Origin of the sequence: Corallococcus sp. Z5C101001, from assembly GCF_007352635.1 — a bacterium.
GTDB lineage: Bacteria > Myxococcota > Myxococcia > Myxococcales > Myxococcaceae > Corallococcus > Corallococcus silvisoli.
Map to the genome: position 1 here is coordinate 124,056 of NZ_VKLU01000011.1, position 24,167 is coordinate 148,222.

Annotated in this window: 20 protein-coding genes; 14 read left to right on the forward strand and 6 right to left on the reverse strand. The window is 71.7% G+C overall.

Translation table 11 applies throughout. From position 1 onward, the window contains the following. Positions 1 to 42 precede the first annotated feature (42 nt). From FOF48_RS24595 to FOF48_RS24610, 4 genes are all read left to right on the forward strand, one after another. Positions 43 to 999, forward strand: a complete 957-nt coding sequence (locus FOF48_RS24595) for a GNAT family N-acetyltransferase (RefSeq protein WP_143905226.1) — start codon at positions 43 to 45, stop codon at positions 997 to 999. Positions 1,000 to 1,128: 129 nt separating this feature from the next. Further along, positions 1,129 to 2,268 carry a hypothetical protein gene (locus FOF48_RS24600; RefSeq protein ID WP_143905227.1) on the forward strand — a complete coding sequence of 380 codons (1,140 nt, stop codon included), beginning with the start codon at positions 1,129 to 1,131 and terminating at the stop codon, positions 2,266 to 2,268. A 10-nt stretch (positions 2,269 to 2,278) separates the two neighbouring features. Then, positions 2,279 to 2,581 (forward strand): YkgJ family cysteine cluster protein, encoded by a 303-nt coding sequence (locus tag FOF48_RS24605; protein ID WP_143905228.1) that lies wholly within the window; start codon positions 2,279 to 2,281, stop codon positions 2,579 to 2,581. Beyond that, complete coding sequence (locus tag FOF48_RS24610; protein WP_143905229.1) at positions 2,578 to 3,552, forward strand: hydrolase; 975 nt, start codon at positions 2,578 to 2,580, stop codon at positions 3,550 to 3,552. The genes FOF48_RS24605 and FOF48_RS24610 overlap by 4 nt, the downstream gene beginning before the upstream one ends. Here FOF48_RS24610 and FOF48_RS24615 read toward each other — a convergent pair whose 3' ends face one another. Then, on the reverse strand, positions 3,553 to 4,161 hold the full coding sequence (locus FOF48_RS24615) for a hypothetical protein (protein WP_143905230.1): 609 nt from the start codon (positions 4,159 to 4,161) through the stop codon (positions 3,553 to 3,555). 1,390 nt (positions 4,162 to 5,551) lie between these two features. Here FOF48_RS24615 and FOF48_RS37585 point away from each other — a divergent pair. Continuing rightward, positions 5,552 to 6,649: a hypothetical protein gene (locus tag FOF48_RS37585; RefSeq protein WP_143905231.1), complete on the forward strand. Its 1,098-nt coding sequence runs from the start codon at positions 5,552 to 5,554 to the stop codon at positions 6,647 to 6,649. Continuing rightward, positions 6,646 to 7,260, forward strand: a complete 615-nt coding sequence (locus tag FOF48_RS24625) for a hypothetical protein (RefSeq protein ID WP_255442608.1) — start codon at positions 6,646 to 6,648, stop codon at positions 7,258 to 7,260. Before FOF48_RS37585 ends, FOF48_RS24625 begins: the two co-directional genes overlap by 4 nt. Positions 7,261 to 7,273: 13 nt before the next feature. Here FOF48_RS24625 and FOF48_RS24630 read toward each other — a convergent pair whose 3' ends face one another. Continuing rightward, on the reverse strand, positions 7,274 to 7,684 hold the full coding sequence (locus tag FOF48_RS24630) for a response regulator (RefSeq protein ID WP_143905584.1): 411 nt from the start codon (positions 7,682 to 7,684) through the stop codon (positions 7,274 to 7,276). A gap of 290 nt (positions 7,685 to 7,974) precedes the next feature. Here FOF48_RS24630 and FOF48_RS24635 point away from each other — a divergent pair, with 290 nt between their 5' ends. After that, positions 7,975 to 9,378 carry a DEAD/DEAH box helicase family protein gene (locus FOF48_RS24635; protein ID WP_143905232.1) on the forward strand — a complete coding sequence of 468 codons (1,404 nt, stop codon included), beginning with the start codon at positions 7,975 to 7,977 and terminating at the stop codon, positions 9,376 to 9,378. Continuing rightward, complete coding sequence (locus FOF48_RS24640) at positions 9,365 to 10,576, forward strand: DUF790 family protein (RefSeq protein WP_143905233.1); 1,212 nt, start codon at positions 9,365 to 9,367, stop codon at positions 10,574 to 10,576. The genes FOF48_RS24635 and FOF48_RS24640 overlap by 14 nt, the downstream gene beginning before the upstream one ends. Positions 10,577 to 10,596: 20 nt before the next feature. On the opposite strand, the gene FOF48_RS24645 is transcribed toward FOF48_RS24640, so the two are convergent. Beyond that, positions 10,597 to 10,962 (reverse strand): helix-turn-helix transcriptional regulator, encoded by a 366-nt coding sequence (locus tag FOF48_RS24645; RefSeq protein WP_120528580.1) that lies wholly within the window; start codon positions 10,960 to 10,962, stop codon positions 10,597 to 10,599. A 129-nt stretch (positions 10,963 to 11,091) separates the two neighbouring features. Between FOF48_RS24645 and FOF48_RS24650 the strand changes: the two genes are divergently transcribed. From FOF48_RS24650 to FOF48_RS24665, 4 genes are all read left to right on the forward strand, one after another. Next, positions 11,092 to 11,454 carry a response regulator gene (locus tag FOF48_RS24650; RefSeq protein ID WP_143905234.1) on the forward strand — a complete coding sequence of 121 codons (363 nt, stop codon included), beginning with the start codon at positions 11,092 to 11,094 and terminating at the stop codon, positions 11,452 to 11,454. Between the two features lie 69 nt (positions 11,455 to 11,523). Then, positions 11,524 to 12,363 (forward strand): metallophosphoesterase, encoded by an 840-nt coding sequence (locus tag FOF48_RS24655; protein ID WP_143905235.1) that lies wholly within the window; start codon positions 11,524 to 11,526, stop codon positions 12,361 to 12,363. An 83-nt stretch (positions 12,364 to 12,446) separates the two neighbouring features. After that, on the forward strand, positions 12,447 to 13,748 hold the full coding sequence (locus FOF48_RS24660) for a DUF418 domain-containing protein (RefSeq protein WP_143905236.1): 1,302 nt from the start codon (positions 12,447 to 12,449) through the stop codon (positions 13,746 to 13,748). Positions 13,749 to 13,810: 62 nt separating this feature from the next. Further along, positions 13,811 to 15,091, forward strand: a complete 1,281-nt coding sequence (locus FOF48_RS24665; protein WP_143905237.1) for a DUF418 domain-containing protein — start codon at positions 13,811 to 13,813, stop codon at positions 15,089 to 15,091. A gap of 111 nt (positions 15,092 to 15,202) precedes the next feature. Here the strand turns inward: FOF48_RS24665 and FOF48_RS24670 are convergent, their stop codons facing one another. Beyond that, entirely contained in the window at positions 15,203 to 17,461 is a 2,259-nt protein-coding gene (locus FOF48_RS24670) for a M4 family metallopeptidase (protein WP_143905238.1), read from the reverse strand. Between the two features lie 362 nt (positions 17,462 to 17,823). On the opposite strand from FOF48_RS24670, the gene FOF48_RS24675 reads away from it, so the two are divergent. Beyond that, positions 17,824 to 18,798: an NADPH:quinone oxidoreductase family protein gene (locus FOF48_RS24675; RefSeq protein WP_143905239.1), complete on the forward strand. Its 975-nt coding sequence runs from the start codon at positions 17,824 to 17,826 to the stop codon at positions 18,796 to 18,798. A gap of 34 nt (positions 18,799 to 18,832) precedes the next feature. Here FOF48_RS24675 and FOF48_RS24680 read toward each other — a convergent pair whose 3' ends face one another. After that, a complete protein-coding gene (locus FOF48_RS24680; RefSeq protein ID WP_143905240.1) occupies positions 18,833 to 19,249 on the reverse strand; it encodes a hypothetical protein in 417 nt (138 codons plus the stop codon). A gap of 391 nt (positions 19,250 to 19,640) precedes the next feature. On the opposite strand from FOF48_RS24680, the gene FOF48_RS24685 reads away from it, so the two are divergent. Next, a complete protein-coding gene (locus tag FOF48_RS24685; protein WP_143905241.1) occupies positions 19,641 to 22,634 on the forward strand; it encodes an amino acid adenylation domain-containing protein in 2,994 nt (997 codons plus the stop codon). Positions 22,635 to 22,652: 18 nt separating this feature from the next. On the opposite strand, the gene FOF48_RS24690 is transcribed toward FOF48_RS24685, so the two are convergent. After that, on the reverse strand, positions 22,653 to 23,933 hold the full coding sequence (locus FOF48_RS24690; protein ID WP_143905242.1) for an endonuclease/exonuclease/phosphatase family protein: 1,281 nt from the start codon (positions 23,931 to 23,933) through the stop codon (positions 22,653 to 22,655). Between the last annotated feature and the right edge of the window lie 234 nt (positions 23,934 to 24,167).

Here is a 24,167-nt window from a genome sequence, read left to right on the forward strand (position 1 = left end):
GCTCGCGCCGGGGCGGCTCTCGTGCCTAGCCTGCCCGGCACCATGTCCCTCGTCCTCGCCACCGACGCGCAGAAGGCGCAGCGCGACGCCGTCACCCATGCCGCGTGGGGCTCGCCCCTCAGCGTGCCGCAGTATCAGGAGCGCGAGGCGCGGCTGCGCGCGCACGCGTGGAGCCGCGAGGGCATGAACACGTGGCTGTGGCTCGCGGACGACGGCCGGGTGCTGGCGTCCTGCGAGACCTTCCACACCGACAGCTTCCTCCGGAGCGCGAACGGACAGCTGACGCCAGGGGACAGCTACGCCATCGCCAGCGTCTTCACGGAGGACCACCTGCGCGGCCGGGGGCATGCCACGCGGTTGATGGACGCCGTCGCCGCGGAGCTGGAGCGCGTGGCGCCGCGTCCGCATTCGGTGGTCCTCTTCTCCGATGTCGGGGCACCGCTGTATCGCCGGTCGGGATACCTCGAGGTGCCCGCGTGGGACTGGCACCTGGACGCCTCGGCGGCGCCGGCGAGCCGACCGGTGGAGGGCGGGATTCAAGAGACGGACGTCGCCTCGGCGCTCGCGCGGATGCGCCAGCCCGACGCGCCCTTCTTCCTGTGGCCCAGCGCCGCGCAGGTGGACTGGCACCTGGAGCGAGAGCGCATCTACGCGGAGCTGCTGGCGCGGCCCCGGCCCCGCACGTGCGGCGCGGTGGTGGGGGACTCCACCGCGCTCTGGACGATGATGGCGCGCTACGGCGAGCTGGTGGTGTTGATGCTGGATGCGCGCGACGCCTCCGCCGCGGAGGCGCTGCTCACGGAGGCGCGCCGCGTGGCGCACGAGGCGGGGCTCAAGCGCGTGGTGTGGTGGGAGGAGGCCGCGACGGCGCCCCTGCTCGCGAGCGTGCCCGGTGCCGTGCGCGTGCAGCGGGATGGCTCGCTGCCCATGCTGCGTCCCCTGCGCGCGGGCCTGCCCGCCGCCCCCGAGGTCCCCTTCCCTCGCGCCCTCTGGGTCTGAGTCCTTCCCCGGGGAACACGGAGACAGCCGCGCTTCCGGGCTGGCGCCCCACCTCCAGCCCGGTGGACACGAGGCGCGGACGCCCACCCGGATGTGTCAGGCGGCGACAGGTCCCCTAGGATGCGCGCCATGGCGGAACGAAGGCGCATCATCGAGGGCACCTGGAACTGCACATCCTGTGGCGCCAAGAGCATCCCGGCCCGACACAAGAACTGCCCCTCCTGCAACAATCCGCGGGAGCTCAGCGGCAAGGAGTCGGAGTTCGACTTCGGGGACGTGGACGCGGCCTCCGGGAAGTCCCTCCGCGAGGGCGTCACCGATGCACAGGCGCTGGAGCTGGCGGGCGCGGGTGAGGACTGGTTCTGCGCCTACTGCGGCGCGGCCAACCGGGGTGACGGCACCCGGTGCCGGCAGTGCTCCGCCGAACGGGGCTCGGATGCGAAGACGGCGGCGCGCGCGGACCTGTCCCCCCGGGCGCCTCCGAAGCCCGCGCCGAAGCCCCGGCGCCTGGGCAAGGTGGCGCTCATCGTGTTGGGCGTCTTGAGCTCGTGCTGCCTGGGGACCTGCGCGGTGGGCATCTGGGGCAACCTGAAGCATGAGTTCAAGGGCGAGGTGGTGGCGACGAGCTGGCGCCGCGCGCTGGTGCAGGAGCGCTTCACGCCAGAGACGCACACGGGCTGGAGGGACGAGCTGAGCTCCACCGCCCCGCGCATGCCGGTGAACGGCGCGGGTGAGGTGGCGGGCGTGACGAACATCCGCGACTGCGTGTCCCGGCAGCGGGGGACGCGCCGGGTGGCGGATGGCACGCAGCGCGTGTGCCGAACGAAGACGCGCAAGGTGGCCTGTGGCACCGAGGAGAAGTGCCGGCGCCGCGACAAGGGCAACGGCTTCGCCGAGGAGGTCTGCCACGACGAGACGAAGTACTGCAACGAGTCCTACGAGGACTGCTCCACGGAGACGCGCTACCGCAACGAGCCCGTCTACGCGCAGCAGTGCGCCTACGACACGTATGCGTGGAAGCCGGTGGGCACCCGAGAGCTCAAGGGCACGGAGGAGCCCCCGCGCTGGCCGGAGCTCACCGCGGGGACGAACGAGCGGGTGCGGCGCGAAGAGGACTACACCGTGCTGGTGCGCTACGAGGATGACGGGGCGAAGCAGCACGCGTTGAAGCCCACGCGCGAGGACGAGTTCCTTGCGTGGAAGAAGGGACAGGGCGTCACGCTCACCGTGACGAACCTGGGCAAGGTGGAGCAGGCTGTCCGCCGCTGACGGGAGCGACATGGAGTGCACCTGCTGTGGCGCCTGCTGCGTGGCGCCAGACATCGCCGCGCTGGACAAGCCCCTGGGGCTGAGGTGCCCGCACCTGGGCGCGGACAACCTCTGCACGGTCTACGAGCGGAGGCCGCAGGTGTGCCGGGACTACGCGGCGGACGAGGTGTGCCGCCGCATCGAGGCCCCCACGCTGGAGGAGCGCGTGCACAACTACCTGGCGCTGTTCCAGCTCACCGGGGAGGCGGAGGCCGTGCGGAAGTCCGGCTGCGCCTCCATGCGGATGGCGCGGACCCTGGGAGCACGCAAGTGAGGTTCCAACCCACCGAACCGTTCGTCCCCGCGCCGGGCCTTGGCGGCGCGCACGCGCAGACGATCTTCGCCTCGCTCGCGCGGCCCACCCATGTGCCGCCCCTGCGCCGGGAGCGGCGCGAGCTGCCGGATGGGGACTTCGTCGACCTGGACACCTTCGACGGCCCGGCGGGCGCGCCACACGTGGTGGTGCTGCACGGCCTGGAGGGTTCGTCCCAGGCGGGCTACGTCACGGAGGTGCTGAGGGGCGCGGCGAAGCGGGGCTGGGGCGCCACCGCCATCAACTTCCGCTCGTGCAGCGGGGAGCCGAACCGGCTCGCGCGGGCATACCACTCCGGGGACACGGCGGACACGCTGCTCGTGATGGCGGACGTGAGCAGGCGGCTCACCGGGCCGATGCTGGCGGTGGGGTTCTCGCTGGGCGCCAACGTGCTGTGCCGGCTGCTGGAGGAGACGGGAGCCCAGGCGCCCGTGGCCGCCGCCGCGTCCATCAGCGCGCCGTACGACCTGGACGCCTGCTGCCGGAAGCTGGACGGCGGCGGGGGCTTCCACTGGCTCTACCGTGAGCGGTTCCTGCGCACGCTCAAGCACAAGGCCCGCGCGAAGCTCCAGCGGTTCCCGGATGCGTTCGACGGAGCGCGCATGCAGGCGGCGCGCACCATCCGCGGCTATGACGACGTCGTCACCGCGCCGCTGCATGGCTTCCGGGATGCGGAGCACTACTACCGGGAGGCGTCCTCGGGGCCCCGGCTCGCGGACATCCGCCGGCCCACGCTGCTCCTGAGCTCCGCGGATGATCCGATGCTGGAGGCGCCGGTGATTCCGCCCTCCGCCCGGGACAACCCGTCCTTGAGCGTGGTGCTGACGGAGCGGGGCGGACACGTGGGCTTCGTCGCGGGCAGCGTGCGACGGCCGTACTTCTGGGCCGAGGCCCAGGCGCTCGCGTTCTTCGAGCAGGTGCTCGCCGGTTGATCAACCGAAGAAGAGCGTGAAGCCGAGCTTCGCGGACGGCCGCAGGGTCCGCATCATCCACGACTCCGTCTCCACGGGAGACAGCGAGTCGCGGAAGGGCTCATCGAGCTTCTGGAGGCTGGGGACATCCATCTCCATCAGGCTCATGCCGCCGCGCACGAAGAAGCTGATCCGCCGGGTGGCGTTGAACTCCAGGCCCAGGTGCGCACTGGCGTACGAATAGCCGACGCGCTCCATGGAGGAGGAGGGCAGCTGCGTCCGGTCCGCGAGCCGCCGGCTCAGCGTCTCCGCGCTCGCGGCCTGGGCGTGTCCGAACTCCAGCGACAGCGAGGGCGAGAACCGGCCTCGCAGCGGGAGCAGCGTGAGGCCTGCTCGCGCGGCGCCGCGCAGACCGTTGTGCGCGCCACCGATGTGCAGCCTCAGATAGGGAGACGGCCGGAAGACGCCGGAGAGCCCCGCGCCCTCGGGCATGCCCGCGTCGAGCATCAGACCGAATGGCGCGAGCCGCTCTGGGTCGCTCGTCCGGACGCGGATCTCCTGTGACTGGGCAATGGCCGTGTGCGCGGCGAAGACGATCACCGCCGCGGTGACAATGGACACCGCTCCCATGAGGCGACTCCCCGTTCCAGACATCGCGGCCACGCGCGATGAGATTTGCGAGGTACGCCGGCTCCCGAGCACGCGCTCCATGGGCTCCGGCTGTGTGTTGCTCCCCCCGACCCGCCACTCCACGCCCGCTCCTGCCCCACGTCCGGTGCTGAATGTCGCGTCGCCTTGACGCCGCCGATGGCTGGCTCACGAAGCGCCCACCGCCACGTCGTGCATCCCTGCCCGTCACTGCGTCCGTCCGGCGACCCTGACCGCGTTGCCGGACTCCCCCAACCTGCGCACTGCCCCATCCCGCCGCCCAGCCCCGTACCGCGTCCTGCTTGCTGCCTTGCTCGACCGCGCTGCCACCCCGTGCCGCGTGCTGCCCCGTCCCGCCCGTCCAACACCGTGCTGCCCTGCTGATCCGTGCTGCTCGCTGCTCCGTCCCTCCGTCTGCGCTGCGTCCGCCCTGCCCTGCTGATCCGTGTTGCCTGCTGCCCCGTCCCGCCCGTCCTGCCCCGTTCAACCGTTCTGCCCCATCCCGCCCGACCCCGTCCTGCCTCGCTGCCCCATCCCGCCCGTCCTGCTCCGTTCAACCTTGCTGCCCCGTCCCGCCCGTCCTGCCCCGCTCAACCGTGCTGCTCCATCCCGCCCGACCCCGTCCTGCCTCGCTGCCGCATCCCGCCCGTCCTGCCCCGTTCAACCGTGCTGCTCCATCCCGCCCGACCCCGTCCTGCCTTGCTGCCCCATCCCGCCCGTCCTGCCCCGCTCAACCGTGCTGCCCCGTCCCGCCCGACCTGCCCCGTTCAACCGTGCTGCTCCATCCCGCCCGACCCCGTCCTGCCTTGCTGCCCCGTCCCGCCCGTCCTGCCCCGTTCAACCGTGCTGCCCCATCCCGCCCGACCCCGTCCTGCCTTGCTGCCCCGTCCCGCCCGTCCTGCTCCGTTCAACCTTGCTGCCCCGTCCCGCCCGTCCTGCCTCGCTGCCCCGTCCCGCCCGTCCTGCCCCACTCAACCTTGCTGCCCCGTCCCGCCCGTCCTGCCTTGCTGCCCCGTCCCGCCCGTCCTGCCTTGCTGCCCCGTCCCGCCCGTCCTGCTCCGTTCAACCTTGCTGCCCCGTCCCGCCCGTCCTGCCTTGCTGCCCCGTCCCGCCCTGTTCACCACGAAGCAGTACGGCTCCCCCCCACCGACTCCGTCCCCCACCGCACTGCCCGTCCCTGCTGCCGGAGAGCCTTAGCATTCGCCGTGCCGACGCCTTTCCAGACATCATTCACCTGAAACATCAATCACTTGGCTCACTCGGTCCCTCTGAACAGGCCGGGCTGTAAGCACCGAGCCGGAAAAAACTCCTGACCCTCCGGGGCCCCGGCCTAACGTGTGACAGCCTTGTTGACGGGATGATGGAGGAACCCTTGCGCCTTCCGGTCGCCGCCGCACTGCTCAGCCTGGTCGCCTGCTCCGAATCGACCGAGGGCACCACCCCGAAGCTCGAAGGTCTCATCAATCCGCTCCAGCGGCTCGTCACCCCCGCGCGCGTGTGCAACGCGGGTGGCGGCCCGGCGGGATGGCGCCTGGAGCTCATCGGCAGTCGCTTCACCCCCGTGCCCCGCGACGCGCTCACCGACACGCCCACCGTGGAGCTGCCTCAAGTGACGCTGAGCGGTCCCAGCGACTACACGCTCCCCGCGGACCACCTGTCCTTCGCGCGCACCGAGCTCATGCGGATGGACCTGCCTACCCGCGACAGCACGCCCGCGAACACGCTGCCCCCCGGCGCCTATACCGTCGCCGTCACGAACCCCCTGGGCGGCACCGCCGAGCTCGCGGAGGGCCTGCACGTCGTGCCCCCGCCCCAACTCACGACCCTCACCGCGCCCCAGGGCTTCCACTACAGCGACGGCAGCCCGCTCATCATCGAAGGCAGCGGCTTCCGCGCGGACGCGCTGCCGCTCATCACCCTTCAGCGCGAGGGCCTGGAGGACCAGCCGCTCTTCACCCTCGCCGTCATCTCCGAGACGCGCATCGAGACCGAGGTGCCTCCCGCGACGCCCGAAGGCACCTACGCCCTCACCCTCACCAACCCCGAGGGCTGCTCCGTCACCCGTCCCCAGGCCCTCACCGTCACCTATCCGAAGCTGGGCACCGTCACGCTGGCGCCCCGGAGCGGGCCCGCGAGCAGCGACACACCCATCACCCTCACCGTGGCCGGTAACGGCGCCCCCCTGTCCCCCGGCCACCACGACGTGTACCTCGTCGCGCCCGTGAAGGCGGACCCCGGCCAGCTCGTGAACATCCCGCTGCGCGACGTGACGTTCGACTCCGCGACCCAGCTCCGCGCCACCGTGCCCACCTGCGCGGGCTTCGAGCCGCCGCCCAGCACCGACCCCACCTGCCCCAGCGGCGTCGTCCCCGGCGGTCCCTATGGCCTCGTCGTGACGGACCCCAGCGGCGCGGTGGCCCACGTGCCCGCGGCGTCCGGCTTCACCGTCTCCGGCTCACCCTCTCCATGATGAACGCCCTCGCCCTGCTCACGGTCGCGGCGCTGGCCGCCGCCCCTTCCCCTTCCAGCAAGAAGGACCGGGAGGGCCCCCTCTTCCTCGCGCCCAAGGTGGGCTTCATCAAGCCGCTCACGTCGCTCGGCGGCGACCTCTACCTGGCCGGAGAGGTGGGCTACCTCACGCCCCTGCTCCAGCGGCGCCTCGCGCTGGTGCTGGAGGTGAACTACCACCGGCCCTCCACGTCGGGGACGCTGCGCGGGCCCTCACTCAACAACCTGGGCCAGCCCGTGGAGGCCCCGTACACGCTGGCCGAGCGCGAGGTCGCCATCCAGCTGTCCGCCGTGTTCCGCTTCCCCCGCGCGCTCGGGCCGCTCACGCCCTACGTGGGCGCGGGCCCCGGCCTGTACCTGCACCGCGCGACGGTGGAGTCGTTCGACAGCACCGCGTCGGAGAGCGGCGGCGGGCTCGGGTTCCAGGCGCTCGCGGGCGCGGAGCTGCCCGTGGGCCCCGGCGGCGTCTTCCTGGAGGCGAAGTTCCACTTCGCCCCGGTGGGCTTCCTCACCACCGGCGACGTGAACGTGGGCGGGGTGCTCGCGGCCCTGGGCTACCGCCTGCGCCTGTAAGGGCCCACCGGACTCAGGCCCGCCCCACCGGCGGGCGCAACATCCGCAGCAGGTGCTGGGCCAGCAGGTCGCGCACCGCCTGGATCACCGACGCCATCAGGTGGTGCAGCGACTCCGCGGTGTCGCCGTGGGCCTCGCGCACGCGCTCCGAGCGACCGTCGAAGATGCGCAGCCGGCCGGGCACCAGCGAGATGACCGGCAGCGACGGGTGCCGCTTGCGCAGCAGCCCCAGGAACAACGGGTGGTCCTCGTCCGGGCGGCGCAGGTCCACCACCACCAGCGCGGGCTTGTTCTCCGCGATGGACGCGAAGGCGTCGTCGGGCTCGCCGGTGGCGGACACCTCCACGTCGGGCTCCGCGTCCAGGAAGCGGCTCAGCAGCGCGCGGGACGCCGCATGCGGGCTGACGACGAGGACCCGCATCAGCGCGCCCACGGCCGGAAGGGCGCGGGCCTCCACGCGAAGGGGAGCGCACGGCGGGCTGCTGCGGAGTGGGAGCACATGGGTTCAGCAGGTAACGCGCGGCCCCCCATCAAAGCAACCCGCCCCGCGTCCAGAAGGCATGCCGTGCCGCCAGGCAGTCAATCGTCCGCGCCCGTGGCTTCTTCCAGTCCCACGGGCCAGAGTGGCGCGGCGCCTTCCAACCCGCTACTTCCCTTCCCCCGCGCGCCCCCTCCCACGTCGGTTCCCCGTCCCGAGCGTCCGTCATCGAGCCCCTGACCTCCCCCCTCACCGAGCTGCACTACGACAGCGGCACGCTGGTGGCCCCGACGCTGCCCGAGGACGCGCGCCTGCACGCCCTCTTCCAGAAGGACGGACGCACGGGCGTCTTCCGGGCGCCGGCGCTGCACTACCGCGACGTGGTGATGCGCCTGCGCGAATGCGGGCTGCCCTATGAGGACCGCGCGAAGCGCTTCGAGCCGGTGGAGCTGCCGCTCACGGTCCCCATCGAGCCCTTCCCCCACCAGCGCGCGGCGCTGGACGCGTGGACGCGCGCGGGAGGCCGAGGGCTGGTGGAGCTGCCCACCGGCGCGGGCAAGACGCTGCTGGCGGTGCTGGCCATCGCGTGGGTGAAGCGGCCCACGCTGGTGGTGGTGCCCACGCTGGACCTGATGGCGCAGTGGCAGGGCGTGCTGGCGAAGCACTTCCCCGGGCCCGTGGGAATGGTGGGGGGCGGCGTCAACGACCGGCAGACGCTCACGGTGACGACGTACGACTCCGCCGCGATGCAGATGGAGTTCACCGGCAACCGCTTCGGCCTGCTCATCTGCGACGAGTGCCACCACCTGCCCGCGCCCAGCTACCGCTTCATCGCGGAGGGCACGCTCGCGCCGTACCGCCTGGGCCTCACCGCGACGCTGGAGCGCGCGGACGGCGGCGAGCGCGTGTGCGAGGAGCTGCTGGGCCCGCTGGTGCACCGCACCGGCATCGACGAGCTCCAGGGGCAGTACCTGGCGCCCTACGAGGTCCGCCGCATCGAGGTGCCGCTGACGCCCGACGAGAAGACGCGCTACGACGAGGCGCGGGGCCGCTACCTCACCTTCGTGCGCCGGCTGGGCGTGCCCCTGGCGTCGCCGGAGGGCTGGGCCCGCTTCCTCGCGCAGAGCCAGCGCAGCGACGAGGGCCGCGCGGCCTACCGCGGCTACCGCGAGCAGCGCCGCATCGCCCTCACCTCCAGCGGAAAGCTGGACGCGCTCTGGCGCATCCTCCTGGAGCACCGCGAGGACCGCGTCATCGTCTTCACCGACGACAACGAGACCGTCTACACCCTGGCCCGCAGGCTGCTCCTCCCGGCGCTCACGCACCACACGCCGCTGCCGGAGCGCAAGGCGCTGCTGGCCGCGTTCGCCAGCGCGGAGCTGCCGGTGCTGCTCACCTCGCGCGTGCTCAACGAAGGCGTGGACGTGCCGGACGCGCGCGTGGGCGTGGTGCTCAGCGGCAGCGGCAGCGTGCGTGAGCACGTGCAGCGCCTGGGCCGCATCCTGCGAAAGCGCCCCGGCAAGCGCGCCCTCCTCTACGAGGTCTGCTCCGCGCAGACGGCGGAGAGCGGCATCAGCGAGCGCAGACGGCAGCACCGCGCCTACCAGGACCCGGAGGGACCTCCCGATGCTGACGCGTGAACTGCTCGCCTCGCGCGTGCGCGAAGGCATCCTGCGGCCCTCCTTCGTCAAGACACACGACCCGTCCCTCCAGGCGCTCGCGAAGGAGCTGCTCGCGGACGCGGAGGCCCTCCGCGGCCAGAGCCGCGACGACGTGGAGGAGACCTTCAGCCTCAAGGCCGGCGCGTTCAGCCGCCCCAAGGTGGCGCGCGGGCTGGTGAAGCTGCTCCTGGACCGGCTCCTCTTCGACGAGGCCGGAGAGGGCGCCCTGGACGCGCGCTGGCGCACGCTGCTCGTGGGCTCGAAGGTGCTGCGCACGCTGCCCCCGGACACCTCGCTGGAGGCCTACGAAGCGCGCCTCACCGAGGCCCTGGGCGCGCCCCTGCCGGAGGTGCGCGAGGCGCTCTACTCGGACCTGCCCGGCAACCGGAAGCTGCTCGGCTGGGACGGCGAAGCGCTCACGCCGCAGGGCCTGCTGGACCGCTACAACCTGGCGCTCGCGCAGGGGCCGCTCCTCAACGCCCGGCGCCTCACGCTGCGCGCGCGCTCGCCGGAGCTCTTGCGCGTGCGCAAGCTTTTGCGCTGGCTGAAGTTCTGCCGCCTGGTGGCCGAGGTGCGGCGCGACGGCGAGGACTGGTCCCTGGAGGTGGAGGGCCCCGGCGCGATGCTGGCCCTCCAGAAGAAGTACGGCCTCCAGCTGGCCAGCTTCCTGTCCGTGGTGCCCATCCTGGAGCGCTGGGAGCTGTCCGCGGTGCTGGAGGACGCGCGCAAGCGCTCCACGCTCCAGCTGAGCCACGAGGATCCGCTGGTGTCCCCGCTGCCGGCCGCGCTGGGCCACGTGCCGCCGGAGGTGTCCGCGCTGGCCGACGGCTTCGAGGATGAGGCGTGGGAGCTGGACCTGACGCCCCTGCCGCGTCACACCGGCGCCGCGGGCCTGTGCGTGCCCGACCTCACCTTCCGCCACCGGAAGACAGGCCACGAGGTCGCGCTGGAGCTGTTCCACGCGTGGCACGCGGCGCCGCTGTCGCGCCGGTTGTCGGAGCTGCGCGCGCGCCCCGACGCCGGACTGCTGCTGGGCGTGGACCGCGCGCTGGCGAAGGAAGCGGCGGAGCGGCAGGTGCTGGAGGAGCACCCGCAGGTGGTGCTCTTCAACGGCTTCCCCTCCGTCCGCAAGCTGCGGGAGCGGCTGTCACGCTGGGACGGCGCGGCGCCGGCCTGAGAGCGTGGGCGCTCCGCGCTTCAGCTCCGGGGTTTGAACTGCGAGGCCAGCACGCTGAGGATGCGGATGGAGCCCCGGTCCAGCTGCTTCGCGCGGCGCAACAGCCGGCGCAGCTCCGCGGATTCGCCGTAGTCGGACGGGGGCTCCGCGGCCCACTTCACGTCCTGCGACGGCTTGAGCCCCAGCGCCTCGTCCGCGGAGATGGACAGCACCACGCACAACCGCCGGAAGGTCTGGATGCTGGGCAGCATGTGCCCGCGCTCCAGGCGCCCATAGACTTCACTCGCGATGCCGATGCGCTCCGCCACGTCCGCCTGGGTCAGGTTCAGACGGGTGCGGGCGACACGGGCCGCTCCTCCGAGCCGGGATGCGAGGGTCTTTTCCATGGGGTCGTTAACCTACCGGGTTCGCCCATGTCGATATGACTTGAGAGGTTGGCTTCCAAGAACTTCCGGGGTAGGCTTTTCGCGACACAACCTCTTGCGTCAAGCCCGTTCGGACCACCCATCGCCTTCATGCGAGAGCCCTCCACCTCCCTCCCCAGCTTCCTCTTCGTGGACGCGGATCCGCGCGCGCTCGCCGCGCTCCGGAGGCTCGCGAGGCACCTGCCGGGCGACAAGCGCTTCGCCCTGGGCGTGCGCGAAGCGGAGCGGCTGATGGGGGAAGCGGCGCCGTCCGTGGTGGTGAGCGGCTACGGCCTGCCGGATGGTGACGGGCTGTGCCTGCTCACGTGCGTGCGCGCCCGGCATCCGCGCGCCGCGTGCGCGCTGCACACCACGCACCCGCCCACGCGCGGGCTGAAGGAAGAGGGCATCACCTGGATGGACCGCGCCGCGCCGCCGCAGCAGGTGCTGGCGCTCCTGGCCTCCCTGGGCTGACCCGGCTCCGTGGCGTTCCCGTGGCGCGCGCGGTCGCGCGCGTTAAGGTAGGGCCCTGCCCCAAGCGCCATGAAGCTCTACGCCATCAGCGACCTGCACCTGCGTCACAAGGAGAACCACGAGGCGCTGGCCGCGCTCGCGCCCCGGCCGGACGACTGGCTCATCGTCGGCGGCGACGTGGGTGAGACGCTCGCGGACATGGAGCTGATGCTGCGCACGCTCACCGCGCGCTTCCGCCAGGTCGTCTGGGTGCCGGGCAACCACGAGCTGTGGACCATGCCCTCCGAACAGCCTCCGCTGAAGGGCGAGGCGCGCTACCTGCGCATGGTGGACCTGTGTCACCGCTACGGCGCGCTCACGCCGGAGGACCCCTATCCGCGCTGGCCAGGGGAAGGCCCGCACCGCGTCCTCGTCCCCATGTTCCTGGGCTACGACTACACCTTCCGCCCGGACACCGTGCCGGCGGACAAGGCGCTGGAGTGGGCGTGGGAGGACGACCTGATGTGCACGGACGAGGTCCTGCTGCATCCGGAGCCCTACCCTACCCGTCAGGCCTGGTGCCACGCGCGCGTGGAGCGCACCCGCGCGCGGCTGGAGCGGCTGCCGGAGGGCTGCTCCACCATCCTCATCAACCACTACCCGCTGCGCTACGAGCACGTGCGGCTGCCGCGCATCCCGCGCTTCTCCATCTGGTGCGGCACGCGCCTCACCGAGGACTGGCACACCCGCTACCGCGCGGAGGTGGTGGTGACGGGGCACCTGCACATGCCGGCCACCCTGTGGCGCGACGGCGTGCGCTTCGAAGAGGTCTCCCTGGGCTACCCCATGCAGTGGCGGCACCGAGGGGGACTGGAGCGCTGCCTGCGCGAGGTTCTGCCCGGCCCGGAGAAATCCGCCAGTCCTCCGTGACGTCCCGAGTCACGCGTGAGGAAAGGCCTCGCCGCACCGGGTGCGTTTGACGCTGCCGAGGGCGCGGGCATGTAGTTCCCGCCATGTCCGAGCCCTCCGCCGCCGGTCCCGTCGAGCTCTCCGAGCGCGTGCACCTGCTGGACGCCCTGCGCGGCTTCGCGCTGCTGGGCGTCTTCGTCTCCAACAGCCTCAGCTGGTTCAGCGGCCGGTCGCTCCTGCCGCGCGAAGAGGCCCAGGCGCTGGTGGCGTCCCCGCTGGAGACGACGGTCAACTCGCTCTACGCCTTCTTCGTCGACCAGAAGTTCATCACCCTCTTCTCCTTCCTCTTCGGGCTGGGCTTCGCGCTCCAGATGACCCGCGCGGAGGCGCGGGGCGCGTCCATCGTGCCGGTGTACCGGCGCCGGCTGGCGGTGCTGTTGGGCCTGGGCCTGGTGCACATGTTCGCGCTGTGGGTGGGCGACATCCTCAGCACCTACGCGCTGGTGGGCTTCGCGCTGCTGCTGTTCCGCACGCGCTCGGACCGGACGGTGCTCACCTGGGTGGCGGTGCTCTTCGTCCTGCTGCCGCTCACGCTCTCCGTGGCGCAGCGGTACGGCCCGGAGCTCCTGCACGGCAAGGAGGCCGCGGAGCAGGCCGTGAAGGCCACGCGGGAGGAGGAGGCCGCGCACCGCACGGCGTTCCTCGCCGGGCTGTCCAGTGACTCGGTGGTGACGTCGCAGCAGGCCAACGCGCGCTTCGCCTGGGAGAACCTGCCCAACCCGGGCCGCCCCATCTGGCTGTGCATCATCCTGGGCCGCTTCCTGGTGGGCCTGTGGGCCGGACGCCGCCGGCTGATGCAGGACGTGGAGCGCCACCGCAAGCTCTTCGTCCGCGTGATGGCCTGGGGGCTGGGCGTGGGGGGCGCCATCGCGACGCTGTCGCTGGTGCTCGCCCTGAGGAACAAGGGCGCGCCCGCGGGCCCCTGGGGGCAGGCCAGCCCGCCCGCGTGGATGGTGGGGATGCGCACCCTGCGCGAGGTGGGCTACCTCTGCATGGGCATGGGCTACGCGGCGGCGTTCGCGCTGCTCTTCCAGAAGGAGCGCTGGCGCAAGGTGCTGGGCGTGCTCGCCCCCGCGGGCCGCATGGCCCTGACGCTGTACCTGATGCAGTCGCTGGTGAGCGTGTGGCTCTACGACGGCTGGGGCCTGGGGCTCGTGGGCCACACGCCTCCATCGCTGACCGTGCTGCTGTGCCTGGGCGTCTTCGCGGTGCAGGTGGTCCTCAGCCACGGGTGGCTGGCGCGCTTCCGCTTCGGGCCGGTGGAGTGGCTGTGGCGCTCGCTCACCTACGGCCGCGCCCAGCCCATGCGGCTGACGCCCGCGAATCCGGCGCGCGTCGCGCATTGATCCTCGCGCCCCGGGAGGGAGACGTTTGACGGTGCCAAGACCGCCAGCGTGTAGTGCCCGGCATGTCCGAGCCCTCTTCCGCTGGCCCCATTGAACACTCCGAGCGCGTGCACCTGCTGGACGCCCTGCGCGGCTTCGCGCTGGTGGGCGTCTTCATCTCCAACAGCCTCAGCTGGTTCAACGGCCGGCTGTTCCTGCCGCGCGAAGAGGCCCTGGCGCTGGCCGCGTCTCCGCTGGAGCTCACGGTCAACTCGCTCTTCGGCCTCCTCATCGACCAGAAGTTCATCACCCTCTTCACCTTCCTCTTCGGGCTGGGCTTCGCGCTCCAGATGACCCGCGCGGAGGCGCGGGGCGCGTCCATCGTGCCGGTGTACCGGCGCCGGCTGGCGGTGCTGCTGGGCCTGGGCCTGGTGCACATGTTCGCGCTGTGGGTGGGCGACATCCTCAGCACCTACGCGCTGGTGGGCTTCATGCTGCTCGCGTTCCGCACGCGCTCGGACCGGACGGTGCTCGTCTGGGCCGCGGTGCTCCTGTTCGTGGTGCCGCCCGCCTTCACCGTCTTGCAGCGCGTGGGCACGGAGCCGTGGGACGGCCGGGAGGCCACGGAGCGCGCCCAGAAGGCCGCGCGGGAGGTGGAGGCGGCGCGACGCGCGGCGTTCCTCGCCGGCCTGTCCAGCGACTCCGTGGTGACCAGCCAGCAGGCCAACGCGCGCTACGCCTGGGACGGCATCCCCAACCCCAACCGCCCGCTGCTGCTGTCCATCGTCCTGGGCCGCTTCCTGCTGGGCCTGTGGGCCGGGCGCCGGCGGCTGCTGCAGGACGTGGAGCAGCACCGCCCGTTCCTCCGGAAGATGGCGGCCTGGGGTCTGGGGGTGGGCGGCGTCATCGGGGTCATCGTCCTGGTGCTCAACCTGCTGTACCGGGGCGTCAGCAGTCCGCCGGGGTGGCTGGCGTGGATGCGACTGCCGAAGGACGTGGGCTACCTCTTCATGGGCGCGGGCTACGCGGCGACGTTCGCGCTGCTCTTCCAGAAGGAGCGCTGGCGCAAGGTGCTGGGCGTGTTCGCGCCCGCGGGCCGCATGGCCCTGACGCTGTACCTGATGCAGTCGCTGGTGAGCGTGTGCCTGTATGACGGCTGGGGCCTGGGCCTCGTGGGCCGCACGCCTCCGTCGCTGACCGTGCTGCTGTGCCTGGGCGTCCTCGTGGCGCAGGTGCTCTTCAGCCACTGGTGGCTGGCGCGCTTCCGCTTCGGCCCGGTGGAGTGGCTGTGGCGCTCGCTCACCTACGGCCGCGTCCAGTCCCTGCGGGAGGGCCTGGCGAACCCGGTGAGCGCGGCGCACTGAGCGCGGCGTCTCGCGCGGACAAAAAAGAACCCCGGGTCCCGCGAGGAAGCGGGAGCCCGGGGTCTCAGGAGCGGAGCGCGGCGGCTTCGCCGCGCCCCACACCGTCAGGCACTACGGGACCTTGTACGAGGCCGCGAACACGGTCTTGATGTAGCCGTCCACGGTCTTGTCGACCAGGCTCGGCACACCGACGATCGTGATGTAGTACTTCCCGGCCGGGATGTTGCGCAGGATGACGCTCTCCGTCGCGCTCTCCTTCACGCCACGGCCCAGGTAGGACGTGAACGTGGGGGCGGAAGCAGCCTGCACGTACAGGTCCGCGTTGCCCTCACCCTCGCCCAGGGCGAGCGACAGGGTGTTGATGCCGGAGTCCTTCTTGTACTCGGGCACGTCGATGATGAAGGTGCGGGTGGAGCCCGGCACGCCCGACAGGTTCTCGATGCGGGTCTCGTTGCCGATGTCCTCGAAGCCACCCTTCCAGGTCACGGACAGGCTGGTGTTCGCGTAGGAGGTGAAGCCCTTGATCATCACGTACCAGATGCCCTTGGCGCCGGAGGTGGCGAAGGTGCAGGTCTCCGCGTTGCCGGACTTGTACGGACGGCAGTCGTACAGCGCGTCCGTCGGGGCGTTGGTCTTGCGGACGTAGAGGTCCGCGTCACCCGTGCCACCGGACATGGTGAAGGTCACGTCCGTGGCGCCCTCGGGGATGGTCACCGAGTAGTACACGCGGCTGCCGGAGGACCCGGAGATGCCGGTGATGGGGACGTTCTTCTCGATCGGCGTGGTCACCGGGGGAGGCACGGGCACGCCCACGCCCACGGCCTTCCACGCGTTGCCGACGTCGGCGATCTCAGCGGCGGTGAAGCCCAGCTGCGCCGCGGCCTGCTCGGAAGCCGTCTTCGCGGCCTCGAAGTTGGACGAGGCGACCAGGATGTCCGCGTTGATCTTGTAGAAGACCCGGGCGGCCTTCTCGAACCCGACGCCGTTGACGACCTGGGTCGTCTTGGCGCGCGGGTGCGTACCACCCTGGGACATCAGGTAGAACGCCAGGTTGGAGATGCCGGAGCTGTAGTGCACGTCCACGCCGGAGGAGTAGTCCGGGTAGTAGTCGAGCGAGTCCCCGTCCAGCGTGGGGTTGTTCATGTAGCGCAGGCCGTCACCCGGGATGCTCGGGGTCCAGACGTCGTCGCCGACGATCCAGGTGCCCGCGTCGATGACCTTGCCCTTGCCGTACCACTCGCAGACCGCGCCGAAGATGTCGGAGATGGACTCGTTGAGGCCACCGGACTCACCGGAGTAGGTGAGGTTGGACTCGGACGAGGTCACCGCGTGCGTCAGCTCGTGCGCCGTCACGTCCAGCGACTCGGCCAGGTTGGAGGCGTTCACGCCGTCGCCGTCGCCGTACACCATCTGGGAGCCGTCCCAGTAGGCGTTCACGTAGTTGTTGCTGTAGTGCACGTAGCTCTTCAGGACGTGGCCCGCGTTGTCGTACGAGTCGCGGCCGAAGAGGCTGTTGTAGCAGTTGTAGACCGTGCCGAGGTGGTTGTAGTTGTTGTTCACCACCGCGTCCGCGTGGGCCGGGTCACCCTCGAAGCGCGCGCGCACGCCCGTGGAGATGGTCGTGCGGTGCTGCAGGTCGTACACCTCGCGCTTCAGCGCGGAGTGGATGTGCGGAACGCGCTCGAAGACGTCGCCCGTCTTGGCGTTCACGTACACGGAGTCGTCCACCGGCGTGGTGTCCTTCAGCTCGCCCTGGACGCGAACCTCGTACGCCAGGATGAGCTCGTTGCCGGAGCGGTAGTACACCAGCTGGGGCTCGGCGTTGGTGGAGGCGCGCTCGGGAGAGCCGCGATCACCAATGGCCGCCGCGATCGCCGCGTCGGCGGCGATGGAGGCCTTCGCCTCACCCTTCAGGTCGCCACGGGCGTTCGTGTTCACCGCGAACACGGAGCCGTTGCGCGCGTGCAGGCGGACTTCCGCGTTCTGCACCAGGATGCCGTTGTGGGTGACGCCGTAACGGTAGTGGGTGTCACCGTCGAAGCCGACATAGGCCTTCTTCAGGAACAGGTCGTTCGGGTTCAGGCGGAACAGCGGAGCCACGCCCGCGAGCACCGGGGCCAGCTCGCGGGGAGCCGCGATGCCCTGGATGGCCGACGGCGCGGGAACGGCACCAAAGGAACCCGTGACGAAGGTGGGGATCGCGTCGGAGTCCGCCGCGACCACCGTCTGGCCCGCCGCCGTCAGGTTGGCGGAAGCCTTCTGGAGGTTGCTCTCCTCCTTGTTCGCGGCAGGAGCGCCATCAGTGCAAGCGCCAACCAACAGGGACAGGGCTGCGGCACCCAGAGCGCCGCGTACTCGCTTCTCGTACATTGCAATCCTCCTAAGTGGAAAGATTAGAAAACACTGTGTCACAGGAGAGGCGCGTATTTCAAGTACAGGCGAGAATTTTACGATTACATCACTTCTCAGGTTTCGAGAATATCTCGCAACTGCTTGAAATAACGGAGGAACCCACGCAGTCCGTCCGAAACGGGGTAGCCATTCAAACCTGCAAGACGGAAACTTCAGGTTTGAAGCGCTTATCGGCAGATGCGTGCAAAAGGTGAACGACGAGGAGAAATTGCCGTCTCATTTATTCCCGATCCAGGCGGGTCGCGGGCGACAGCGACACCGCAAGGGGCCCCGGGGGAGGGACGAGCGGGCTAGCGTCCCCGTCCCGGGAGGCAGCAGACATGCGCGCATTACAACTTCAGCGTCTGACAGGTCCGGAGGGGCTGGAGCAGGTGGAGCTGGCGGAGCCGGAGGCCGGGGACGGGGTGCTCATTGATGTGGTGGCGGCCGGGGTGAGCTTCCCGGATCTGCTGCTCACCCATGGCCAGTACCAGATGAAGCCGGAGGTGCCCTTCGTGCCGGGGGTGGAGGTGGCGGGCGTGGTGCGCGCCGCTCCCGCGGGGGCGCGGGTGAAGGCCGGAGACCGGGTGATGGGCTTCTCCTTCACGCTGGGCGGCTTCGCGGAGGCGTGCGTGGTGGCGCCGGAGCTGGCCTTCCCCATTCCGCCAGCGTGGAGCTTCGAGCAGGCGGCGGGCGTGGTGATGAACTACCACACGGCGCACTTCGCGCTGCACCGGCGCGGACAGCTGCGCGCGGGGGAGACCGTGGTGGTGCACGGCGCGGCGGGCGGCGTGGGCACCGCGGCGGTGCAGGTGGCGAAGGGCGCCGGGGCGCGAGTGGTGGCGGTGGTGGGCGACGCGCGCAAGGCGGAGGTGGCGACGCGCGCGGGCGCGGACGTGGTGCTGCTCGCGAAGGACTGGCCGGCGGGCGTGCGCGAGGCCACGGAGGGCCGGGGCGCGGACGTGGTGCTGGATGTGGTGGGCGGCGACGTGTTCGACAAGAGCCTCAAGGCGCTCGCGCCAGAGGGCCGGCTCCTGGTGGTGGGCTTCGCCAGCGGACAGATTCCGTCGGTGGCGGTGAACCGGCTGCTCCTGCGCAACGTGTCCGTGGTGGGCGTGGCGTGGGGCGCCTTCCTGATGCAGGCGCCCGAGCTGACGGACACCATCGCCCGGGACCTGGACGCGCTCGCGGCTCGCGGCATCGTCAACCCGGTGGTGGGCAGCGTCTTCCCTCTAGAGGACGGCGCGAAGGCGCTGCGCGAGCTGGAGTCTCGGCAGGCCGTGGGCAAGGTCGTGCTGAAGGTGAAGCCCGGCTGAGCCGGTGGCCTTGCGTCCCACCGGGACGCCCGCGTCACTCCCCGGCATCCATAAGAGGAGCGGGCGTCCCCGCCTCGCGCTCCAGCACGTCCGCGGCGCGGGCGTCGCGAGGCAGGCCGAAGCGGGCGCGCGACCCCATGAGCAGTTGCCCTGCGTAGACGCTGTCCGCCAGCGCGTCCGCGTACCGGCCATGCGCCTCGCACAGGCGGGCCCGCTCATCCACCAGACGGGCGAGGATGCGCGCCTGCTCCGGGTGGGAGAAGAGGCCGACGACGGAGCGGGCATCGAAGCGGGTGAGCGTGTCGAACTCCATGCCCAGCGCCGCGACGCACGTCTCGCGGATGCGCTCCAGGCACGCGTCCCAGGAGGCCCGCGTTCGGGCGATGTCCGGCGCCGAGCGGCCAAGCTCCCGGACGGCGTTGAGCAGGAAGGCGTAGCGGAGGGAGGGCATCCGGAGTCCCACTACAGCCCAGCCCGCCTGAATCATCCAGCGCGCCAGGGGGTACGGACCCACCCTGACGAATCAGGGAGCACCCACCTGCCCGGGCCCTGCCCGCACGTGGGCGGCACACCCCCACGGGAAAAAGACAGACACCGTCCTACCGGACAGGTGGCGGGGACCCGCATTGTTTTAAAGATATATCCAGACAGGAATAACACACACAGAGTGCGTACATCTCCCGAGGGAGACGGGGGCACGGATGACCCGATGTCTTGTGTCACGGCCTGTGCTCCGCGTGTATCAGCGCGTGGTTCCCACGTATTGCGCGGGCGCTGCCAGTCTTTAGACTTTTGATACGCGAAGCACCCACTGCGTGAGTCACTCATCCAAGGAATGCACCATGGCCCTCCCGTCCACGCTGCGCCTTCCCCCGACCGCGGAGGTCGTCTTCGGCGACACGGTGCTGAGACAACCGGAGCTGCTGCGTCGGGCCTCGCGGATCGCGCGGCGGCTGCGCACGGAGTGGAACGTGGGGCCGGGGGACCGCGTGGGGTTGGTGGTGGTCCCCGGGCCGGAGGTCATCCCGGCCATCCTGGGCATCTGGATGGCGGGGGCGGCCTACGTGCCGTTGGATCCGTTCCTGCCGGATGAGCGACTCCTGCGCATCCTGCGCGACGCGGGGCTTCGCGGGGTGGTCACCCAGCGGATGCACCGCATCTCCGTGGAGCTGCTGGAGAGCTGGCTGGGGACGCCGCTGCCCTTCCTGGAGGCGGACGCGCCCACGGACCTGATGGAGGAGGCCCCGTCGGACGTCATCGACGCGCCGCCGGACCGCCCCGCCTACCTCATCTACACCTCTGGCAGCACGGGGGAGCCCAAGGGCGTGGTGTGCACCTTCCGGGGGCTGCTCAACCTGGTCCACGGCGTGGCGCCCATCCTGGGGCTGGGGCCGGATACGCGGCACCTCCAGTTCGCCAGCATCAACTTCGACGCGTCGGTGTGGGAGGTGTTCCCCACGCTGTTCGCGGGCGGCGCCGTCGTGCAGGGCACGCGCGAGGACCTGCTGCCGGGCCGGCGCATGGCGGAGTACGTGCGGCGCCACCAGGTGACGCACCTGTGCCTGCCGCCGTCGGTGCTGGGGCAGCTGGGGCCCCACGTGGACACGCTGCCGGACGTGGCGTGCGTGGTGATGGCGGGTGAGCGCTGCCCGGCGCCGCTCGCGGAGCGCTGGCACGCGTCCGGCCGCCGCGTCTTCAACGCCTACGGCCCCACGGAAGGCACGGTCTGCGCCTCCATCCACCGGGTGACGGGGGGAGAGACGCCCGTGCCCATCGGGCAGGCGCTGCCGGGGGTGCTCCTGCGCGTGGTGGGACCGGACGGCCGGGACGTCGCGGAGGGCGCGGCGGGCGAGGTGTGGATTGGCGGCGAGGGCGTGGCGGAGGGCTACCGCGGCCAGCCGGAGCGCACCCGCGAGCGCTTCCCCACGGACGGGGACGGCGCCCGGTGGTACCGCACCGGCGACGAGGCGGTGCGCCGCGCGGACGGGGCGCTCGTGTTCCTGGGCCGGATGGACCAGCAGGTGAAGCTGCGCGGCTTCCGCATCGAGCTGGAGGCCATCGAGCATGCGCTGTACGCGTTCCCTGGCGTGGCGCAGGCCGCGGTGAAGGTCTTCGAACACACGGACGCGCAGGGCCAGACCTCCGGCCTGCTGGTGGCCTACCACAGCGTGCAGGAGGGCCACACGGTGGCGTCCGACGCGCTGCGCGCGCACCTGGGCGTGGTGCTACCGGACTACATGGTGCCGCACCGCTTCGTGGCCCTGCCGCGCCTGCCGCTCATGCCCCACCTGGGCAAGGTGGACCGGGACGCCCTGCCGCCGCCGGCGGACTGGGTGGGCGCCAGCGCGTCCGGGGCCTCGCCGTCCAGCGCCCCCGCGACGCCGCTCGAGCAGCTGTGCCGCGCCTTCGAGCGCGGCCTGCGCGCGGCCCCGGGCAGCGTCACGCCCACCACGCACTTCTTCCAGGCCGGGGGAGACTCGCTGGGCGTGGCGCACGTGCTGGCGCAGGTGGAGGAGTCCTTCGGCGTGTCGCTGCCGTCGCGCCACGTGTACTCGCACCCGACGCCGCTCGCGCTCCTGCCCTTCTGCGAGGCAGGCGCGGCTCCGTCCGAGGCGGCGCCCCGGAGCGTGCGCGCCACGCTGCTCACCGATGCGCGCTCGGCCCCCCTGTCCCTCGTGACGAGCCCGGAGATGGCGCTTCCGCGCACGCTGCTGCTCACGGGGGCGACGGGGTTCCTGGGCATCCACCTGCTGGCGGCGCTGGCGCCCCGCGTGGAGCGCGTCCACTGCCTGGTGCGGGCCCGCGACGACGCGGAGGCCGGCGCGAGGATCCGCGCCACCGCGAGGAAGTACGGCGTGCACCTGCCCTGGGGTGAAGGGCGCATCCAGGCGGTGGCGGGCGACATCACCCGGACGCGGCTGGGCATGGAGGCGTCCACGCACGACGCCCTGGCGCTCCGCTGCGACGCGGTGGTGCACTCGGCCGCGAGCATCAGCTACATCCTGCCGTACGCGGACGCGGGCCGGCCCAACGTCGCGGGCACGCAGCAGGTGCTGGCCTTCTGCGCGCACGGCCGGGTGAAGCCGCTGCACCATGTGTCGTCGCTCAGCGTGCACGGCGCGGTGGGCACGCTGCTGGGCGTGGAGGAGGTGGACGAGGACTTCGCGCTGGAGCGCTCGCTGGACCTGATGGCGTACGAGAACGGCTACACCCGGGCCAAGTGGGTCGCGGAGCGCATCGCGGCCGACGCGCGCGGCGGCGGCCTGCCGGTCAGCATCTACCGGCCGGGCTTCATCCAGGGCCACAGCCGCACCGGCATCGGCAACCCGGACGACATGCTGTGCCGGCTGCTGGTGGGCAACGCGCAGCTGGGCCTGTCGCCGGACCTGCCGGACAAGTACTGGCTGCCCGTGCCGGTGGACTACGTGGCCAGCGCCACCGCGCACCTGGTGCTCACCCAGCCGCCCGGCGGCACGTACAACCTGGCCCCCGAGCGCGAGCAGGAGCCGAGCCACAACGCCCTCTTCGACCTGCTGGGCGCGCACGGACATCCGGTGCGCCGCGTGCCGCCAGCGGTGTGGCTGCGGGAGCTGGGCCGGGTGGGGCCGGACAACGCCCTCTTCCCCCTGGTCGCGTTCCTGCGGGAGAAGGTCTACCACGGCACCCGCACGGTGCTGGAGCTGCACCACCGCACGCCGCGCGTCCGCACGGACCACACGCGCGCCGCGCTGGCCGGCACGGACCTCCAGTGCCCGGACATCGACTGCGTCCTCATTGGCCGCTACGTGAGGGACCTGTTCGCGCGTCACCGCCGCGCCCCGGCCCTCGCCGCGTAGCGGTCGGCCCCGGGGGCTTCAGCCCGAGCGGGCCGGCGGCGGAGGCTGGGGCCGCACGTCGGTGAAGCGGTAGTGGGCCACCACCGGCTGGTGGTCGGAGGACTCGGTGGAGCGGTCCACCTCGAAGAGGACGGGGGCCAGGGTGCGCGTCGCGTAGAAGTTGTCGAAGCGCTTGCCCGTGGCGTGCACCACGCCGTGGCTGTCCGGGTGCGAGGTGAGCGTGGCGCAGTCCGCGATGTCCTGGAGGCGCCACCACGCGGGGCTGCCCTTGGGCACCTGGCCCGAGCCCAGCTCCGCGCGGGCCACCTGGGGCGTCGTCAGCGAGTGGTCCGCCAGCCGCACCCGCACCGTCGTCGCGTGGCACACCGTCTCCGGCAGGTCCTGCTCCAGCGTGTGCAGCTCGTGGCGCAGGCGGGGATCCGCGATGTTGCCCACGCCCCGGTCGCCCACCGTGACGTTGTGCATGTCGTCGCCGTACCGGAGCCGGTACTCCTCGATGGTGTCCGTGTCGCTGTCCTGCTTCGGATGCAGCAGGTGCGCCACCAACCAGGAGCCGCCGCGCTTGATGGCGGTGTTGGCGTTGAAGTCGCCCAGCACCACGGCGGGGATGCCCTCGCGGCGGCGCAGGAGCGCGTTGAGCTGGCGCAGGTTGAGCGCGTTGATGGCCGAGTCGCCCAGCGCGTGGTGCAGGTTGTAGAGGTAGAGCGGGCGGCCCTCCACCGCCAGCTTCACCCACAGCACGCCCCGGTCCTCCTCCAGCTCTCCGGCGTAGCCCTGGCGGGTGATGGCGTCCTGGCGTTCGGCGTCGGTGAGGACGTAGGTGAAGTGCGCGGCGTCCTGGATGGGGTGGCGGCTCAGCCAGGCCTTGCCGTTCACCAACCGGGCGCCGTCGCCGCCGTCGTTGCCCTGGTAGGCCAGGTGGAAGCCGAAGCGGGCCGCGAGCAGCACCGACATGGGCACGCCCGCCTCCTGCAAGCCGATGACGTCCGGCATGCGGTCCTCGGCTTCCAGCTGCGTGAAGTACTCCAGCAGCGCCTCCTGGCGCTCGCCGCCCATGAGGATGTTGTAGCTCATCACCGTGAGGCCGGGTCCCCGGGGGGCGCGCGCCGACGGGTGGTGCACGATGAAGGTGCGGCCGTCGCCCAGGCGCCGCGCGCCGCGAGGCTGCGGCACGGCCTGGAAGTCCGGCACGGTAAGGGTGGGATCACGCTTCGGCAAGACGTCCTCCTGCCCACCCGGCTTGCGGCCGAGCAGGTGACCCACGGCGGGCAGGTGGTCCAGCAGTTCGGGCATCTTCATGGCGCCCTCCCCGCCCTGGGGTGCCGCTCGCACGGCGCGCCGGGCACGAAGGGGGAGCGAGGTCGGGCGTCATGCCGTCGCGCTGTGGGTTCCACCAAGCCTCCATCCAGGGGTCCTCCGCTCAAGTTCGTGGCGGTGGGCCCCGTCCGCCAGCGCCATGGAGGAGTCAGAGGCTCGACTGGACGCCTGCCCTGCGTGCGCGGGACGGGGCGAGAGCGTCTGGCTACACACAGC

What these genes read in the sequence shown, in the direction of transcription:
- FOF48_RS24595 (WP_143905226.1), top strand. Translation starts at nt 43, where the DNA reads ATGTCCCTCGTCCTCGCCACCGACGCGCAGAAGGCGCAGCGCGACGCC.
- FOF48_RS24600 (WP_143905227.1), top strand. Translation starts at nt 1,129, where the DNA reads ATGGCGGAACGAAGGCGCATCATCGAGGGCACCTGGAACTGCACATCC.
- FOF48_RS24605 (WP_143905228.1), top strand. Translation starts at nt 2,279, where the DNA reads ATGGAGTGCACCTGCTGTGGCGCCTGCTGCGTGGCGCCAGACATCGCC.
- FOF48_RS24615 (WP_143905230.1), bottom strand. Translation starts at nt 4,161, where the DNA reads ATGGGAGCGGTGTCCATTGTCACCGCGGCGGTGATCGTCTTCGCCGCG.
- FOF48_RS24625 (WP_255442608.1), top strand. Translation starts at nt 6,646, where the DNA reads ATGATGAACGCCCTCGCCCTGCTCACGGTCGCGGCGCTGGCCGCCGCC.
- FOF48_RS24640 (WP_143905233.1), top strand. Translation starts at nt 9,365, where the DNA reads ATGCTGACGCGTGAACTGCTCGCCTCGCGCGTGCGCGAAGGCATCCTG.
- FOF48_RS24645 (WP_120528580.1), bottom strand. Translation starts at nt 10,962, where the DNA reads ATGGAAAAGACCCTCGCATCCCGGCTCGGAGGAGCGGCCCGTGTCGCC.
- FOF48_RS24650 (WP_143905234.1), top strand. Translation starts at nt 11,092, where the DNA reads ATGCGAGAGCCCTCCACCTCCCTCCCCAGCTTCCTCTTCGTGGACGCG.
- FOF48_RS24655 (WP_143905235.1), top strand. Translation starts at nt 11,524, where the DNA reads ATGAAGCTCTACGCCATCAGCGACCTGCACCTGCGTCACAAGGAGAAC.
- FOF48_RS24660 (WP_143905236.1), top strand. Translation starts at nt 12,447, where the DNA reads ATGTCCGAGCCCTCCGCCGCCGGTCCCGTCGAGCTCTCCGAGCGCGTG.
- FOF48_RS24665 (WP_143905237.1), top strand. Translation starts at nt 13,811, where the DNA reads ATGTCCGAGCCCTCTTCCGCTGGCCCCATTGAACACTCCGAGCGCGTG.
- FOF48_RS24670 (WP_143905238.1), bottom strand. Translation starts at nt 17,461, where the DNA reads ATGTACGAGAAGCGAGTACGCGGCGCTCTGGGTGCCGCAGCCCTGTCC.
- FOF48_RS24675 (WP_143905239.1), top strand. Translation starts at nt 17,824, where the DNA reads ATGCGCGCATTACAACTTCAGCGTCTGACAGGTCCGGAGGGGCTGGAG.
- FOF48_RS24680 (WP_143905240.1), bottom strand. Translation starts at nt 19,249, where the DNA reads ATGCCCTCCCTCCGCTACGCCTTCCTGCTCAACGCCGTCCGGGAGCTT.
- FOF48_RS24685 (WP_143905241.1), top strand. Translation starts at nt 19,641, where the DNA reads ATGGCCCTCCCGTCCACGCTGCGCCTTCCCCCGACCGCGGAGGTCGTC.
- FOF48_RS24690 (WP_143905242.1), bottom strand. Translation starts at nt 23,933, where the DNA reads ATGAAGATGCCCGAACTGCTGGACCACCTGCCCGCCGTGGGTCACCTG.